Here is a 17,309-nt window from a genome sequence, read left to right as displayed (position 1 = left end):
ATAGTAGCAAGCAATCTAAATATATACGAGGTAATGTCATGACACAAACAGTTTACTTTGGAACCTATACTCGCAGAGATTCCAAGGGAATTTACAAAGCAGATTTTAATTCTAAGAAAGGAACTTTAGAAAACTTGACCTTGCTTGCTGAAGAGCCCAGTCCAACCTACCTAGCCTTTGATAAGGCTGGACATCTCTATTCTGTCGGAGCAAAGGACGGACAGGGAGGTATTGCTGCCTTTGACCAGGCAGGTCAGCTCCTCAACCATGTCGTTGAAGAAGGGGCTCCGCTTTGCTATGTCGCAGTCGACGAAGAGCGTAACTTGGTTTACGGTGCTAATTATCATAAGGGACAAGTCTTGGTCTACAGACGTCTGACTGATGGCAGACTAGAACTGGCTGACTCAGCTACCCACCAAGGCCAAGGACCACACGCCAACCAAGCGTCTGCCCATGTCCACTATGCTGACCTTACACCAGATCAATACCTGATTACTTGCGACTTGGGATCTGATGAAGTAACCACCTATGATGTTGCTGAAGACGGAAAGATTAGCCCTCTGGATACCTACAAGTGTGCCGCTGGAGCTGGTGCCCGCCATATCGTTTTCCACCATCATTATAAAATCGCCTATTTAATCTGTGAGCTTAATTCTACTATTGAAGTCCTGATTTACGATGGAGTCGGCCATTTTGAACACCTGCAAACCGTCTCCACCTTGCCAGAGGACTTTGAAGGTGCAAACGGAACAGCTGCTATCCGTCTGTCTGCTGATGGCAAGTTCCTCTACGGTTCCAACCGCGGTCATGACTCTCTTGACGTTTACAAAATCTTAGCCGACGGCAGTTTGGAGTTAATCCAGATTGCACCTACCAATGGTCAAAATCCGCGGGATTTCAACATCACACCGGATCAGAACCATATCATTGCTGTCCATCAAGACTCTGATAATGCAACTATTTTCAAACGCGATGCAGAAAGTGGAAAATTGACAGAAATCTCCCACGATTTCTACGTTCCCGAAGCTGTTTGTGTGACCTTTAAATAAGCAGAATTCTTGTCTTTCTATTAGAAATTTGATTAAATAGTATAAAAAATTACTAAGGAGCAACAACTATGAATCCAGTAGATTTATTTAACCAAGTAAAAGAAATGATTGAAAAGAAAGACTTTGATGGCGCCAAAAAGTTTATCGAAGAAAACAAAGACAAACTCGGTGAATACCTAGATCAAGCTAAAAAATTAGTAGCTGGAAATGAAATGGCCAGCGGTGCTATTGATAAAGTTAAAGATTTGTTCGACAACTAAGAAAACAAAAACGCTTGAAAAATCAAGCGTTTTTTGTGTATCATTTTTTATATAATCAATGGTAAGAAAATTTGTGCTAAGCCTAGAAAAGCTAGATAACCCAATACATCTGTTGCTGTGGTAATGAAAATGGTCGAGGCTAGAGCTGGATCCTGCTGCAGGGTCTTGATAATCAGTGGTACAAAGTAACCAAATAGAGCCCCACATGCTAGATTGATCATCATAGCCAATACCACAATAACAGACAGATAGAAATTTTGATAGAAGACAAACATGACAATCGCTGCAATCAAACCGGTAAAGAAACCATTAACCAAAGCTAGCACGATTTCTTTGAATACTAAATTCCGATCTTCTTTCAGATCCAGTTTCCCCAAGGCAATTCCTTGGATAACCAAAGCAAGTGTCTGAGAGGCAGAATTTCCGCCCATTCCCGTGATAATAGGACTAATCGCTGCTAATGCTACAACTTTTGAAATCGTATCATCAAAAAGTGCCACTGTCGCAGAAGCTAGAAAGGCTGTCACTAGGTTAATCATCAACCAAGGTAAGCGTTTCTTGAGTGATTCTTTAAAAGGTCCTCCAATTTCTTCACTTTCTTGGACACCCCCCATCCGCAAGATATCTTCTTGATACTCTTCTTGCAAAACATCGACGATATCGTCAATAGTGATGATTCCTAACAATACCTGCCGATGATTGACGACCGGTACGACAGATAAATTATATTTGGCAGAAAGCTGTGCCACTTCCTCTTGGTCAACCTCTGGCGTTACACTCACTATCTGAGTATTCATAAATTCACTGAGTTTCATCTCCGCATCATGAATAAACAAATCACGAATATCAATCCAGCCAACTAGCGAATGATGCACATTTCTAATAAATAAGGTATCAATAACTTCTGTATTGGGCGAAATCTCCCTCAATTTATTGAGAGTTGCTGAGACGGTCAGGTTTTCATTTAAGGTGATGAATTCTGTCGTCATCAGACCACCAGCTGTCTGAGGATCGTAAGCCAACATAGCTTTCAAATTCTCTTGACTGGTATTTTTCATCATACTTAAGTATTGCTTACGCAAGTCCACACTCAAGTAACCCAAAATATCTACTACATCATCATCTGGCATAAGATGAAAAAGAGTGCTGGTACGTTTGAAAGAAATCGATTGGATAATCTGTCGTTGCAACTCCGGCTCGGCTTCTTTTAAAATCTCTACCAATTGATCATCACTAGCCATTTCTGTAAAGGTTTTGAGAAGATTCCCTTCCTCATCCTCCAAGGCCTCCAAAGAAAGAGCAATATCAATGGGATAGTAATCGTCAAATATCTGATTGAAAACTTCACTATCCTGTGATAGTAAGACCTGATTTAATAATTCTTCCATTGTACTCCTCCTTCCACTTTGCTAGTATACCATAAAAGACTGATTTTGATACAAGAAAGCTATAAAATCTTCAATAAATCGCTCACTTTTCCAAGCATGTAGTCACAAGGAAACGCAGGGATTACTTGATTATATTTTCCTTAGCAAAAGCTATCATCTTGTCCCCCAATTTTTCAAGGGAAAGAGCATGACCAGCCCTACACACTACTTCTAGGCAATTTTCTAGGAAAAGGTAATAAATCTCCCTCTCATCAATTAGGCTTGATCCTAAATCAAAAAAAATCCATTGTCATATCTTTACACATCAAAAAAGCTAGGACTATGTCCTAGCTCCTCTTATATGTTGTTAGATTATTTTTTCAAGTTATAGAAAGCTTGAAGACCTTTGTATTGAGCAACTTCACCAAGTTGATCTTCGATACGAAGCAATTGGTTGTATTTAGCAATACGGTCTGTACGTGAAAGTGAACCAGTCTTGATTTGACCTGCGTTAGTTGCAACTGCGATGTCAGCGATTGTTGAATCTTCAGTTTCACCTGAACGGTGTGATACAACTGCAGTGTAACCAGCTTCTTTAGCCATTTCAATCGCTTCAAAAGTTTCAGTAAGAGTACCGATTTGGTTAACTTTGATAAGGATTGAGTTAGCAGCACCTTCTTTGATACCACGTGCAAGGTAGTCAGTGTTTGTTACGAAGAAGTCGTCACCAACAAGTTGTACTTTCTTACCAAGACGTTCAGTAAGAGCTTTCCAACCATCCCAGTCATTTTCATCCATACCATCTTCGATAGTGATGATTGGGTATTTGTTAACCAACTCTTCAAGGTAATCGATTTGTTCTGCAGACGTACGAACAGCAGCGCCTTCACCTTCAAATTTAGTGTAGTCGTATACTTTACGTTCTTTATCGTAGAATTCTGATGATGCACAGTCAAATCCGATAAATACATCTTTACCTGGAACATAGCCAGCAGCTTCGATAGCAGCGATGATAGTTTCTACACCATCTTCAGTTCCTTCAAAGCGAGGAGCGAATCCACCTTCGTCACCAACGGCAGTTTCCAAACCACGAGATTTAAGGATTTTCTTAAGAGCGTGGAAGATTTCAGCACCGTAACGAAGAGCTTCTTTGAATGTTGGAGCACCAACTGGCAAGATCATGAACTCTTGGAATGCGATTGGAGCATCAGAGTGAGATCCACCGTTGATGATGTTCATCATTGGAGTCGGAAGAACTTTAGTGTTGAATCCGCCAAGGTAGCTGTAAAGAGGGATTTCAAGGTAGTCAGCAGCAGCACGAGCTACAGCGATAGACACACCAAGGATTGCGTTCGCACCCAATTTACCTTTGTTAGGAGTACCGTCCAAAGCGATCATTGCACGGTCGATGGCTTGTTGGTCACGAACATCGTAACCGATAATAGCTTCAGCGATAACGTTGTTTACATTATCAACTGCTTTTTGTGTACCAAGACCACCGTAACGAGATTTGTCGCCATCACGAAGTTCAACTGCTTCGTGCTCACCTGTAGAAGCTCCTGAAGGAACCATACCACGTCCGAAAGCACCTGATTCAGTATAAACTTCTACTTCAAGTGTTGGGTTACCGCGTGAGTCTAGGACTTCGCGAGCGTAAACATCAGTAATAATTGACATTTCTTACTCTCCTTATTATTTAAAATTATTTACTAGTCTATGATACCTCAAAAACGCTTTTTTTTCAAGGAAAAATAGAGAATCTAAGCAAATTTGAGAAATTTTGCACAAGAAAACGATTCCAAATTTACTATATAAATGCTTTTCCAGCAAATCAGAACAGACATTCGAGCTTTTAGAATTCCTCCTTTTATGGTACAATTTTATTATGACTGATATTAATAAAGTAATCATGGAAAAAGCTCAGGGCGGAGTCAAGCTCAATCCTGATGAACAGCGTAGATTTTTAGGGACTTTTGAGGAGCGAGTGCTGGCTTCCTGCTCTATTGAGCAAGCCAACGAGACCCTCATTCGCAGTCATTTCAAGGAAATGCTCAGCAGCATCATGAAAAACTGCCAACCTGTAATTGTCAAAATTTCCCCAGAAGTTGAGTCTGGCAATCAAATCTTTTATCTAAAAACTGCTAAGGAGCTGGGCTGCGAGGCAACTATTGTCTCTAGCGATTACCAGTCTTCTCCTTTTGGCCTGATTGTCCATAGCGACCATCTTGTCCAAGTAGATGACAAGGATATGAACCAACAGTTTGCTGGGCTCCTTCAGCCAGCAGAAATCCCTGCAAAAGAAAAGCCCTCCCTCTGGAAAAAATGGTTTGGATAGAATGACAAATTTAGAAAAACTTTTTTCCTTCTTTGAAGCAGAAAATCAGCGCGATTGGCAAACCTATGAGACCTTTCTTTCTGATCATGTTAGCTGGGAATTAGAAGGTGACACAACCGAAATCATCGAAGGAAAAGCGGACTACTTGACTAAGATTCAAAAAGCCTACCATAACAACCCCGTCCAATTTCGTTGTACTTATTATCAGCTTAGTCCTGACCAGAGTCGGATTGTGACCCTTTTAGAAAATGACTTTGGTGACCTGTCTTGTGACATCTTCTTCTTTGAAAAGGGCATGATAGTCAAAGAAATTGAATACCTACTAAAAAAAGCGGACTAACCGCTTTTTTTCATCTTCAGAACATTGCCAATATTTCTGGCTGTGCGAATCAAATTTTTCTCCGCCTGCTCTAGAATCCTATCCAAGCTATCTGCTCGCGCAATAATCGGAAAAGCTGCCTGAATATTCTCAACTGGGAAATCGGGTAAATCATCTGCCAGACTGCCGCAAATAGCCAGTACTGGGATGCCGTCAGGTGTTCGTCTTGCGACCCCGATCGGTGCCTTGCCCGCCAAAGACTGACGGTCCAACCGACCCTCGCCCACTACGACCAAGTCAGCTTTTTTAACTCTTTCATCAAAATCCAGTAAATCTAGACAGGTTTCAATACCCGAAACGATTTTTCCTCCGGCAAAAGCAACCAGTCCTGCTGCCATTCCGCCTCCGGCTCCAGCTCCATCCATATCAATCACCTGAGGATCAACCAACTGATAGAAATCTGCCATGGCTTGATCCACTTGAGAGAATAATAAGGGTGCTAGACCTTTCTGACCTCCGAAAACACTTGTCGCACCACGCTCACCGCATAGAGGATTGTATACATCCGTCAAAATCTCAATCTCAACTTCTTTCAAGAAAGCAGGAACCTGCTCAACTGATATTCGAGCGACCTTTCCCAAAGACGAGCCAATGGGGCGCAATCTATGATTCTCCGCATCGAAAAATTCATAGCCCAGGCCCGCTGCTAGTCCAATCCCACCGTCGTTGCTAGCCGAACCTCCAACACCAACTAAAATCTTTCTAACACCTTCTTCAGCCAGGTGCAAAATCAATTCTCCCAATCCTTTGGTTTCTATGGCCAAGGGATTTCGTTTTTCCTGAGGAATAGAGGCAAGTCCGACCAAATCAGCCATTTCAAAAAGCGCTTGCTGACCATTTCTGGCGTAGGGCATTTTTACTGGCTGGCCAAAGGGTCCGGTTACGGTGTGGTAAAATTCAGCCCAGCCCAAGGCTGCTGTCAGCGCAGCCATTGTCCCCTCGCCGCCGTCACCGACCGGCAGCAAGTCAAAGCTGGCATCTGGCAAGGCCTGAGAAAAGCCTGTCTGAAGAGCTTGAGCAACCTGAGCCGCTGACAAACTTTCCTTGAAAGAATCCGGTGCAATTAGAATATGCATGCCTCTCTCCTACTCTTTTCTATTGTCTAAAAGATCAATGACCCGATAGAGATTGCATTCCTGAATCTGATAAGGAGCCTGCTCTCGCACGATCGGCTTGGCCATAAAGGCAATTCCCATCCCAGCTGCCTGAATCATAGGCAGATCATTGGCACCATCCCCCATAGCGATTGTTTGATTTAATTCCAACTTGTTTTCAGCTGCCCATGCTTTTAGCATGGCAAGCTTGGTATCCTTAGTGACAATCTCTCCTAAGACTTGTCCTGTCAAAAACCCCTGTTGAATTTCCAAACGATTTGCCATGACGTAGTCAATTCCAAGCTGCTCAGCCAGTCTGTCCACTGTCTCATGAAAACCACCTGACACCAAGCCTACTTTATAACCACGTTTATGCAGCTCATCGACCAGTTCCTCGGCTCCCGGAGCGAAGTGAATCCTTTTAGCAATTCGAGCAAAAATATCCTCTGGCAGCCCTTTTAAAAGGGCGACCCGCTCACGCAAGGCAGCTTCAAAATCCAACTCTCCTCGCATGGCACGCTCGGTAATAGCCGCAACCTGAGCTCCTACCCCCGCCTCCTCTCCTAGCAGGTCAATCCCCTCTTCCATGATTAAGGTGCTGTCTACATCCATGACTAACAAGCCTTTGACTGTTTTCATTGTCTGACCTCATTCTTTCTATTTTTTTGTATTATACAGGAAATTCTATTTCAAAACAAGCTGGGAAAAATTGAAGTCTCAGAATCCTTGTTACTGACTGTTCTCTAGCGTTCTCTTTGTAAAAGAAAAAAGTTCCCGAAGGAACTTCTTTTAAAAGCGAATATTCTCTCGTGTTTTTTCGTAGGATGTCACAAAACGCTCTGTCACGCCTGGCTCGACAAGATCCAAAGCTTTAGAAATGATTTCCAAGGATTGAGCATAGTCGTAGTCATGTTCAAAGACATACAAGGACTTGTTGAAAGCCGCCTGTACATTATCATCAAAGGAACGATAGCGGTTTGAATACTGCAGCAGCTGCTCAGTCAAGGTAGCATCTTGGACGATACGATAGGTTTCTTCTTCCAATTGCTCCATATCATTCCCTAGAATTTCCAGCCAACGGTTAACTGATTCGATATTGACTCGTGTAGCTTCCAATTCCTTCACCAACTCTTCAATATTATTGCTGGTTGAGAAGAAAATTTCTAAGAAAGAGTCTGGAATACCTGGCAAATTGCGTTTTTCCATATATCTCTTAATGGTATGCAATTTGTTAGCATAGATATTGACTTTCTGGCGAGCGTTGGCATCATCTTTTTCAATCTCTGCCAGAGCTTCGCCAAGAGAAATCTGCTCATCTTCGATTTCTTTCAAACGCTCTTGGATAGCTTCCAACTCTTCCTGAACCACTGAATAAGCTTGCTTGGTTTCAGAAGAATCTTCTACCGCGCTAAGCACCACATCTTCCTGAGCAGAAAGCTCAGCTTGCAACTCCTTGACATGAGAAGTTTCTGTATCAGAGATAAGGAAGGTTTGAGATAAACGTTCTATCTCTTTTTGGAGTTGCTGGTTGTTTTCCTTTGTATGAGCCAGATAGCTAGGCAAGTTTTTAATCAGCTTCTCCACTACTTTGTGGGCTTCAATTTCCCGCGTAAAAATTTCATAGAGAGCGTTAATCTCTTCTTGAGCCTGCTCATTTTCATACTCAGCATTATCCAGCTCTAGGGCTGAAATATTGGCTTCGTTACGTTTGAGGCTTGCATGAAGCTGCTGGAAGCGAGACTCTATATCTGTTTCGATAAAGTGATAACCAGATTCCAAGAGCTTACGGTGACCAGATTCTAAGTCTTCCAACTGATCTGGCAATTTCACAGTCAACTCTTCGACAATGGCAGGAACTTTCTCAACGATATGTGTCAGAGCAAGGATATGATCCTCTGCCTTATCCAAGATTTCAGCCGCCTCAACCGGGTCACCTGAAGAATTAAGGGTCACAAACTGAGAAAACTCTGATTGGATATTTTCCAGCTGTTTCTCAATCTCAGCTAGGGCTTGCCCATACGAGTCTGCATTCTCCGCCACCTGAGTTTGCAGTTTTTCAAACAAATCCAAGGCATGGAGCACACGACCACTGTTCTTAGACTCTTGCTCTTTAAGATCTTCCAAGGCTGCACGAATCATCTTGATATCTTCGTCAATCAAATCAATCTGACTCTCAATATTGCCGATGGCATGCTTGGCTTTTATGAAACGGAATGAATTATTGTAACCTTCTGCTTCAAATAGATTATTTTCGATATCAGCAAATGAATTTAAGGACAAGTCTACCCATTTTTGATTCCATTCACGGAAGGCCACCTGACTCTGCCCAATCAAATGCATATTTTTTACTTCTTCAACTTCATCATTCACAGGAAGATTATAGAGTGCTTCTTTTCTCTCCTCCAAATTTTGAAGTAAAGCTTCATTTCTCTTTCTCATCAGAACTGCAGTACCATAGCCGACAACCAAAAGCAGAGCTACCACAGCAACGAGAATAACTAGTCCAATAGACATATAGAACTCCTTCACATTGTTACTATAAAGCAAACATAATGATTATATCATATTTTTGCCCATAATGGTTGATTTTTCTGATTTTTTTAGACGTCGAGCGTACTGTATACAGCATTTTCTTCGATAAATTCACGACGAGGTTCAACGCGATCCCCCATCAGCATGTCAAAAATCTTGTCAGCTTCCGCTGCATCATCCACTGAAACCCGTGCCATCAAGCGATGTTCAGGATTCATAGTCGTCTCCCACAGCTGATGGTCATCCATCTCTCCGAGACCCTTGTACCGTTGAATGGTTGGCTTGGAGCGACCTTCACTGTAGCGAGCCAAAGCAGCTTGAAGCTCTTCTTCCTGATTAGCACCTGGCTGGATATATTCTTTGACTTCACTTCCGACCTTGACACCATAGATTGGTGGCTGAGCGATATAGACAAATCCTGCTTCCAGCACCGGCTTCATATAGCGGTAAATCAAAGTCAAGAGCAGGGTCCGAATATGAGCTCCGTCTACATCGGCATCGGTCATGATGACTAATTTTTGGTAGCGGGCCTTGCTGACATCAAAGTCAGCACCGAAGCCAGTTCCCATAGCAGTAAAGAGACTGCGGATTTCTTCATTGGCCAATATCTTGTCCATGCTGGCTTTTTCAACGTTGAGAATCTTACCACGAATTGGCAGAATGGCCTGAAATTCACGGTTACGACCGGACTTAGCTGAACCACCCGCTGAATCCCCCTCAACGATGAAAAGTTCTGTTTCCTGTGGGTCGTTGGACGAGCAGTCAGCCAATTTACCTGGCAGATTGGAGATTTCCAAGCCAGACTTTTTGCGGGTTACTTCCCGAGCTCGCTTGGCAGCAATTCTGGCCTTAGAAGCCAAAATTCCTTTTTCAACGATTTTTCGAGCCACCGCAGGATTTTCCAAAAGGAAATCTGAGAAAGCTTCACTAAAGAGGCGATTGGTAATCTTGACCACTTCGCTATTGCCCAGCTTGGTCTTGGTCTGACCTTCAAACTGAGGGTTAGGGTGCTTGACAGAGATGACCGCTGTCAGTCCCTCACGAACATCTTCTCCAGTCAGATTGTCCTCGTTTTCTTTGAGAAGCTTATTTTTCTTAGCATAGTCATTGATAACCCGTGTCAGGGCTGTCCGGAAGCCTTGCTCATGCGTTCCACCCTCGTGGGTGTGGATGTTATTAGCAAAGCTCATAACTGTTTCATGGTAGCCAGTCGTATACTGCATAGCTACTTCAACCGTAATGTCATCCATTTCACCATCGGTATAAATCGGTGTTTCAAAGATTACATCCTTGTTTTCATTGATGTATTGGACATAGCTGGCAATCCCACCTTCATAGTGGTAATCCTTGACCTGCTCCATTCCATCTCGCTTATCAGTGATGGAAATTCGGAGACCACGATTGAGGAAGGCCAGTTCTTGTACCCGCTTATTGAGCTTTTCAAAGTCAAATTCTACTGTTTCAGTGAAAATCTCTGGATCTGGTGTAAAGTGAACTGTCGTACCAGTACGGTCTGTCTCACCGATGATTTCTAGATCAGCGACTACATGACCGCGACGATATTCTTGGTAATGAATCTGACCGTTCTTATAAACGCGGACATCCAGCTGAGTGGACAGGGCATTTACAACGGAAGAGCCCACACCGTGCAGACCTCCTGATACTTTGTATCCGCCACCGCCGAATTTTCCTCCGGCATGGAGCACGGTAAAGACGGTTTCTACGGCCGGACGGCCTGTTTTCTCCTGAATATCAACAGGAATTCCCCGACCGTTATCGACTACAGTGATGGAATTGTCTTTTTCGATAAAGACTTGAATGTGACTGGCAAAACCAGCCAGCGCCTCATCAATTGAGTTATCAACAATTTCCCATACTAAATGATGAAGACCTTCCTTGGAGGTCGAACCGATATACATTCCTGGACGCATACGAACGGCTTCTAAGCCTTCTAAGACCTGAATCTGACTGGCATCATATTCCTGGGCCTGTATATCTTGCTGCTTTTCTTCTGTCATAGTGTTCCTTTTCTAATCAATATCTATAAATTCTTCAAGATGCTGCATATTATCAAAGAGATAGGTAACAAAGCCAGCTGCCTGCCCTGCTTCAATATCCAGTGGACGGTCACCAATGACCAAACCAGAGACAATCTGATACTTGTCTTTTAGATAGAGCATGGAGTCTGGTGAGGGTTTCCTTGGAAAACCATTCGCCGATGTCACCACTTCTGTAAATGCTGATGCAATCGCAGTTTTCTCCAAGATTTCCAGCACTTGGTTGTCCCGGTGGGAGACCAGAAAGTTCCGACCACCCTTGTCCACAATCCGCCTAAGCAAGTCTGTCGCGCCGTCAAATAAGACAGGGTGAGTCAACTCTTCTGCTTCATTGGCCTTATAAAACTTTAAAAAGTCTTTTTCTTGGGGAGCAAACTGCTGGACAGCATAGTCCGTAGACACCTTGAGGGCCTTATAAACTTCATCGTGACCAGCTTGCAGACCAAACTCTTTCAAGGTTTGAACAAAAGCTGCAGTTGAAGTTTCATAATTATCCAAGAGTGTTCCACCTAAATCCCAGATGTAATCTTGATAATTCATACCTTTCATTATACCATATTTTTCATGAAAAAGGGGCTAATATTTGCCCGAATCCAGCACTTTTGCGACTTTTTTCAAGCCTTTTTCTAAACAAAATATCTCAAAGAATCCAAAATTTAAAAATGGATGATGGTTTCGTCCTTGTCAACAGCTCTAACCCCCTACCAAATAGAGAACGACAAAGATGCATAAGGGTTCAAAAAAGCTGGGACATATTTTGAGTCCCAGCCTATTTTTAGTTTCCAAATACATCTGTATAAAGCATAGCATCAGCCAACTGGTCAGCGTCTCCTCCCAGCTGACGAACCAGCTCATAGGCAAAAGCCAAGGCAGTTGATGGACCACGACTAGTGATCAGCTTCCCATCAACAAGAACTGTTTCTTTACGGTAAGTTCCATTTTCAATATTGTCTCGAGCACCATCATAGCAAGTGAAATACTTACTAGTCAAGATACCTGCGCGGTCAAGAGCAATCGGAGCGGCACAAATAGCCGCGATGAATTTGTCCCCCTGCTGAAAGTCCTGTAAAAGCTGCATCAGGCGGTCATCATCACGGAGATTGGCCGATCCTGGCATCCCCCCTGGCAAAATGACCATATCGTAGTCATCCAGTCTGCCCTTCCAGACCTGATCTGCTTTAACAGTGATGGCATGAGAGCCAGTCACTGATTCATCAAAACCAATCATATGGCAGACAAGACCTGCACGGCGCAAGACATCCACAACCGTCAGGGCCTCGATTTCTTCAAAGCCGGGAGCTAAGAGTAAAGCTGCTTTTTTCATGAAAATATCCTTTCTGATATGAGCCAATCACAAAAACACATCTGATTTGTGAGACAAAAACTTGCTTTATATTTATTTTAATTTCTTCAGTACGACTTTTTTTCGGACAGCAGGAATTCGCTCCTTCTTTTCATCCGTCAAGCTATTCTGATAGGAGACGGACAGCAGGAGACCAACACCGATAAGATTACTGATGATGGAAGAACCACCCTGTGAGATAAAGGGTAGCGGAATCCCTGTTAAAGGTAGAATTCCTGTCACCGCTCCAATATTTTCAAAGATATGGAAGAGCAGCATCATGATAAAGCCAGTCGAGATGTAGGTATAAAACTGCTTGTTGGATTTAATTGTAATCTTGAGCATGCGATAAATCAGCAGTAAATAGAGCATGATAACCAAGGTCGAGCCCAAAAAGCCAAAATCTTCTGCAATGACGGTGAAAATCATATCGCTTTCCCGAACAGGCACCAAGAGATTAGAGACATTAAAGCCTTGGCCAGTCAGACCGCCGCTTCCGACAGCGATTTGTCCCTGTGCTTGCTGGAAGGTAGTCGTCTGAGCGTAGTCAAAGGGATGGAGCCAAGCCAAAATCCGATTGATTTGGTAGGTTGGCATGCCTAGATTATGCAGAAAAGCACGGCCGCCATCGGAAATAAAGATAAAGAGAAATCCTCCCAACAGCAGGACTCCCGTCAGAAAGACCGGCAGGATAATCTTCCAAGAAACACCTGATAGTAGAACAATGCCGCCGTATATAGCAACAAAAACTAAAGCCGTCCCCAAATCACTCTGAAGGGTTAACAGAACCAGAACAGGCACTGTGCAGAGCCCAAGCTTCAGAATCAGAAAAAAGTCTAAAGCCAAGGTTCGCTCATCCTGCTTGTGCTGCTGGAGAAAATGGACCACCAGCCGTGACAGCATGAGAATATATGAAATCTTCATGAACTCCGAGGGCTGAAAAAGGGTCACACCACGAATAGCAATCCAGTTTTTGGCACCAGTGGAGGCTACCAGAGATTGGCTGTAAAAAATCAGAGGCAAGACCATGAGCCCAAGACCAAAAACATAGAGATAAGGCGTAATTTTCCAGAGAAACTTGGTGTTAAAAAACATGAGGATAAAACTGAGCAGGAAGCCCACCGCAATCCAGGCAATCTGCTGACCAACCATGGGCCAGGCATTGTCAGGATAATCATGACTAACAGCAATGTAAATAGCCACAACACCGATTGAGAGCAGCATCAAAACGGGCAAAATTAAACTATAATCAATCCGAGACTCAAACGTCCGTCTTTGATAGGGCATAGTCCCTCCTTTTTAGAAAAAATACTGGATAATCAAGCTAGAAACAGCGACACAAAACCAAGCAAAGGCACCAGTCAGCAAAGGCGCTGCTCCTGCTTGCTTAAACTGCTTAAAGGAAACCTTTGCGCCAATAGCTGCCAAGGCCATAGCCATCAGCCACTGAGAAATGAATTTTGTATAAGGGATGACAGCAGCCGGCAGAAATCCAAGACTGCTGATAAGTGAAGCTAGGACAAACCAAGCTATAAACCAAGGAAAAATCTGTTTCAAGTTTGTCTTTTGTGACGACTTCTTAGACTTGATATAGCGATAAGCTGCGAAGATCAAGCAGGCCGGTACAATCATCAGAGCCCGACTAAGCTTAACAATGGTCGCCAAGTCGCCAGCTGACGGGCTATATGTATAGCCTGCCGCCACTACTGACGAAGTATCATTGATGGCTGTTCCAGCCCAAGTCCCGAAAAAGGTATCCGACATCTGCAACAAATGCCCTAAAAAAGGGAAAATGAATACTGCTAAAATATTGAAAAAGAAAATAGTGGAGATAGACAGAGCGATTTCCTCTTCATCAGCTTCCAAGATTGGTGAAGCAGCCGCTATGGCAGAGCCACCGCAGATGGCTGTTCCAAAACCAATTAAAATAGTCAAGACACGATTCATCTTAAAGAAACGGCCAGCCAGATAGGCCGCCAAAAAGGCTATCAGAATCGTAATAAGACTGATACGAAGAGAAGAAATCCCTGTCTCAGAAACCTGACCAATGGACATGGAAAATCCCAAAAAGATGATGGAATACTGCAGCAATTTCTTCCCTGAATAGCTGAGTCCTTCCTGAAAAACAGCCGGCAGCTTCATGCTGTTGTTCAAAACAATCCCAAAGACAATAGCCAAAACACTAGAGCCTATCAAGGGAAGCAAGCCGCCTAAAAAGATAGAAACAGCCGCTATGCCAAAGGATAACAGAATTCCTGGTAAATATTTTTTCACGAGCACTCCTTCTTTCTTATGCCTCTCATTATAACAAATTCTTTCCCAAAAATCTGAATGGAACTAAAAAATCAGCCAATAAAACTCAGCTGATTTCAGATAGTTTCAGTCAAAAAAGTCTTGTAATTCATGCATAATGGCTGCCTCTGGCATAATATCCAAAGAAGCCAATTGTGACAGATGATGCTGAATCTGCTTTCCATAGCGTTTACTAGAAATGCGATTGTCCAAAAGAATGACAGCTGACTTCTGATGCTCATTACGCCGGGTCCGGCCAATAGCCTGCTTAAGCCGTAAGATGGCAAGAGGCAGTTGATAATCATAAAAGGCATTCTTACCTTCTGCTTTCAGGCGGCTGTTAATCTTCTGCACAAAGAAATCCTTGGGATTGTCAAATGGAATCCGAGTGATCAACTGAATAATCTGATCTTGCTCAGCAAAATCTGCCCCCTCCCAGAAGCTACCAGAGCCCAAAAGGATACTTGCCTCTCCTCTATCAAAACGGCGTTTGATATTGCCGGCATCGCCATTTTTATATTGGGCCAAATGCGGTAGAGCCAGCAAGTCCGAAACAGTCAAAAGCAAGTCTTTAGAGGTGAAGAGAACGACGATAGGCAGACCTAGTTCTGCTACTTTTTGCAGGCAAGCAACAATCTCTTGCGCAAAATCCTCAGTTGACAAATCCACTACTGCTGGAAAACTTTCATCTAAAAAGAGCTTCTGCAGCGGCTTCTTCTTGCTTTTCAGCTTGTAAAAGTGATAACTTTCAAAGCCTAGCAACTGCGCCAAATTGACCTTAGAGCTGATTTCCAGAGTAGACGAAACCAAGATAACCTTGGTGCTTTCAGGCAGGAAGTCGGTAAAATGCAGCAATTCTGAACGACCGGCATGCAGAGTCATCAAGCGATGATCTGCCAAAACTTCATCAACCAACCAATAATACTGGTATTTGCCACTGAACAGGTGCTGCAGCTCAGGCAATGCACTTGTCTTTAACTCGGACACATCCTGGAGCAGTCGGGCAATCTTTTCCGGACTTAGCTCAGATGCTTTCTTGCGATGCTTCTCTGCGGCATCAGCCAGCTCAAACTGAATGCTTTGCAAAAGCCGTTGCTGCAGAAGTTCTCCTTCTTCCTGAAGGAGATGATTTATCTGCTGCAGCGTTTTAGTTAGATTAATACTGGCCTGGGAGAAGCTTTCCAAGGCGAAAAACATCTTCTGAGCTTCATCAACTACCAGAATGCGATTGTCCAGCAAAGACTGGTCATCCTCTAAACGCGTCAACAGGTATGCATGATTGGTAATCACGACACGACTGGTAGCTGACTTGACCTGTCCTAACCGCCAAAAATCTTCCTCATAAAAAAGAGAATGTTTGCTTAGCTTGCCATCATGACGGATTTCAGTGAAGTAGCTTGAGAAGCGATGAGCCTGCCCGATTTCGGTCAAATCACCTGTTTTGGTTTCTGCCAGCCAAACCAAGAGTTGTAGCTTGCAGCGATTCACCAGACGGTTGTCATATTCCCTATCCAATGTCTGATAGAAATGGTCCAGTTTGAGATAATTCTCCGGACTCTTGAGACTGTGAAAGGAAATACCAAATACTTCCTCCAACAATCGTCCTTCCTTTTGCAGCAGCTGGTCCTGCAGGATCTTAGTCGGAACCGTCACTAGTACTTTTTCTTGACCTCTAGATAGAATAGGCAGCAAGTAGCCAAAAGTCTTACCTAAGCCTGTCTGCGCCTCTAAAAAACTAGGCTTCTGCTGGTCCAGAGCTTCCTCCATAAAATAAGCAAATTTGAGCTGTTCTGGCCGCTCTTCTAAGCCCAGCAGGTATAGATTGGTCAGGAAATCCTGCGACAGCTTCTTTTCCGAAGTCAGCTTTTGGGGAAGTCGCAGGAAAATACCATGGCAGGATTGCAGTTCCTTATCTTGCTGATCCGGCATCGTCTGATAAACTTCCTCGATAGCCAAGCGCGACTCATAGATAATGCTGTCCGCCAAAGTTAGCATTTTCTCAACCAAGGCCTTGGGCAGGCTCTTGATTTTGTCTTGTATTTTTAAAAATAGCTGAGCCGTTGCTTGAGCATCTGCCAGAGCAGTATGAGCGTTTTCTAAAGAAATATCCAGCAAATTACAGAGATTACCCAAGGAATATTTATCAAAGGTCGGGTAAAAGACCTGAGCCAACTCTACCGTGTCCACACGCGGTGTCAGCAAGTCAAACCCTTCCCAGAAAAGGGCCTCCGCTAGTAGATTGGCATCAAACTTGACATTATGAGCGACAAAAATCGCATCCTGAATCAACTCATATACCTCAGCTGCTACCTGAGAAAACTCCGGTGCTCGGCCAAGCCGCTCATCATCCAAACCTGTCAGCTCTTTGATATGCTCATCCAGTTCCTCATGAGGATTGACATCTGTTTCATAAGTCTTGGTAATGATTCCATTCTCAATCAGAACAATGCCAATCTGGATAATCTTTGCACTGCTGCCCGTTCCTGTAGCCTCCAAGTCCACAACGGCATACTTATAATCATTTTGTGTCATACTGCTATGATTATATCATAAAAGCCATTCTGAGACATCTGAAAATTTTCAGCCATAGTCTATGAAGCAA

General features: G+C 43.4%; 15 protein-coding genes. 4 read left to right on the top strand and 11 right to left on the bottom strand.

Going from position 1 to position 17,309, the window contains the following annotated elements; genetic code table 11:
- Positions 1-38 precede the first annotated feature (38 nt).
- Positions 39-1,049, top strand: coding sequence for a lactonase family protein (locus K1I80_RS11175; protein ID WP_223311249.1), 1,011 nt, complete (start codon positions 39-41; stop codon positions 1,047-1,049).
- A 68-nt stretch (positions 1,050-1,117) separates the two neighbouring features.
- Positions 1,118-1,309, top strand: coding sequence for a hypothetical protein (locus K1I80_RS11170; RefSeq protein WP_125377504.1), 192 nt, complete (start codon positions 1,118-1,120; stop codon positions 1,307-1,309).
- 47 nt (positions 1,310-1,356) lie between these two features.
- On the opposite strand, the gene mgtE is transcribed toward K1I80_RS11170, so the two are convergent.
- Both mgtE and eno read right to left on the bottom strand, forming a co-directional pair.
- Positions 1,357-2,697, bottom strand: coding sequence for a magnesium transporter (mgtE, locus tag K1I80_RS11165; RefSeq protein ID WP_223311248.1), 1,341 nt, complete (start codon positions 2,695-2,697; stop codon positions 1,357-1,359).
- A 351-nt stretch (positions 2,698-3,048) separates the two neighbouring features.
- Entirely contained in the window at positions 3,049-4,353 is a 1,305-nt protein-coding gene (gene eno / locus K1I80_RS11160; protein WP_002906836.1) for a surface-displayed alpha-enolase, read from the bottom strand.
- 208 nt (positions 4,354-4,561) lie between these two features.
- Between eno and K1I80_RS11155 the strand changes: the two genes are divergently transcribed.
- The gene (locus tag K1I80_RS11155) at positions 4,562-5,011 is read left to right on the top strand and encodes a YueI family protein (RefSeq protein WP_223311247.1); all 450 of its coding nucleotides are present in this window, start codon (positions 4,562-4,564) and stop codon (positions 5,009-5,011) included.
- Position 5,012: 1 nt separating this feature from the next.
- Positions 5,013-5,351, top strand: a complete 339-nt coding sequence (locus K1I80_RS11150; protein WP_223311246.1) for a nuclear transport factor 2 family protein — start codon at positions 5,013-5,015, stop codon at positions 5,349-5,351.
- Here the strand turns inward: K1I80_RS11150 and K1I80_RS11145 are convergent.
- From K1I80_RS11145 to K1I80_RS11105, 9 genes are all read right to left on the bottom strand, one after another.
- Entirely contained in the window at positions 5,348-6,466 is a 1,119-nt protein-coding gene (locus K1I80_RS11145; protein WP_223311245.1) for a glycerate kinase, read from the bottom strand. The genes K1I80_RS11150 and K1I80_RS11145 overlap by 4 nt on opposite strands.
- A gap of 9 nt (positions 6,467-6,475) precedes the next feature.
- Positions 6,476-7,123, bottom strand: a complete 648-nt coding sequence (serB, locus tag K1I80_RS11140) for a phosphoserine phosphatase SerB (RefSeq protein ID WP_223313888.1) — start codon at positions 7,121-7,123, stop codon at positions 6,476-6,478.
- Positions 7,124-7,273: 150 nt separating this feature from the next.
- Positions 7,274-8,998, bottom strand: a complete 1,725-nt coding sequence (gene ezrA, locus K1I80_RS11135; RefSeq protein WP_002906841.1) for a septation ring formation regulator EzrA — start codon at positions 8,996-8,998, stop codon at positions 7,274-7,276.
- A gap of 86 nt (positions 8,999-9,084) precedes the next feature.
- Positions 9,085-11,034: a DNA topoisomerase (ATP-hydrolyzing) subunit B gene (gene gyrB / locus K1I80_RS11130; RefSeq protein WP_002895870.1), complete on the bottom strand. Its 1,950-nt coding sequence runs from the start codon at positions 11,032-11,034 to the stop codon at positions 9,085-9,087.
- Positions 11,035-11,046: 12 nt separating this feature from the next.
- Entirely contained in the window at positions 11,047-11,613 is a 567-nt protein-coding gene (locus K1I80_RS11125; protein WP_317627745.1) for an HAD-IA family hydrolase, read from the bottom strand.
- Positions 11,614-11,848: 235 nt separating this feature from the next.
- Entirely contained in the window at positions 11,849-12,397 is a 549-nt protein-coding gene (locus tag K1I80_RS11120) for a DJ-1 family glyoxalase III (protein WP_223313886.1), read from the bottom strand.
- Positions 12,398-12,469: 72 nt separating this feature from the next.
- Entirely contained in the window at positions 12,470-13,702 is a 1,233-nt protein-coding gene (locus K1I80_RS11115) for an FtsW/RodA/SpoVE family cell cycle protein (RefSeq protein WP_223313885.1), read from the bottom strand.
- Between the two features lie 12 nt (positions 13,703-13,714).
- Positions 13,715-14,695: a YeiH family protein gene (locus tag K1I80_RS11110; protein ID WP_223313884.1), complete on the bottom strand. Its 981-nt coding sequence runs from the start codon at positions 14,693-14,695 to the stop codon at positions 13,715-13,717.
- A 99-nt stretch (positions 14,696-14,794) separates the two neighbouring features.
- Complete coding sequence (locus K1I80_RS11105) at positions 14,795-17,239, bottom strand: bifunctional DnaQ family exonuclease/ATP-dependent helicase (protein WP_223313883.1); 2,445 nt, start codon at positions 17,237-17,239, stop codon at positions 14,795-14,797.
- Between the last annotated feature and the right edge of the window lie 70 nt (positions 17,240-17,309).

Origin of the sequence: Streptococcus sanguinis, from assembly GCF_019929225.1 — a bacterium.
GTDB lineage: Bacteria > Bacillota > Bacilli > Lactobacillales > Streptococcaceae > Streptococcus > Streptococcus sanguinis_J.
Note: the sequence above shows the minus strand (reverse complement) of the source record. Positions and strands in the feature narration are given on the sequence as shown.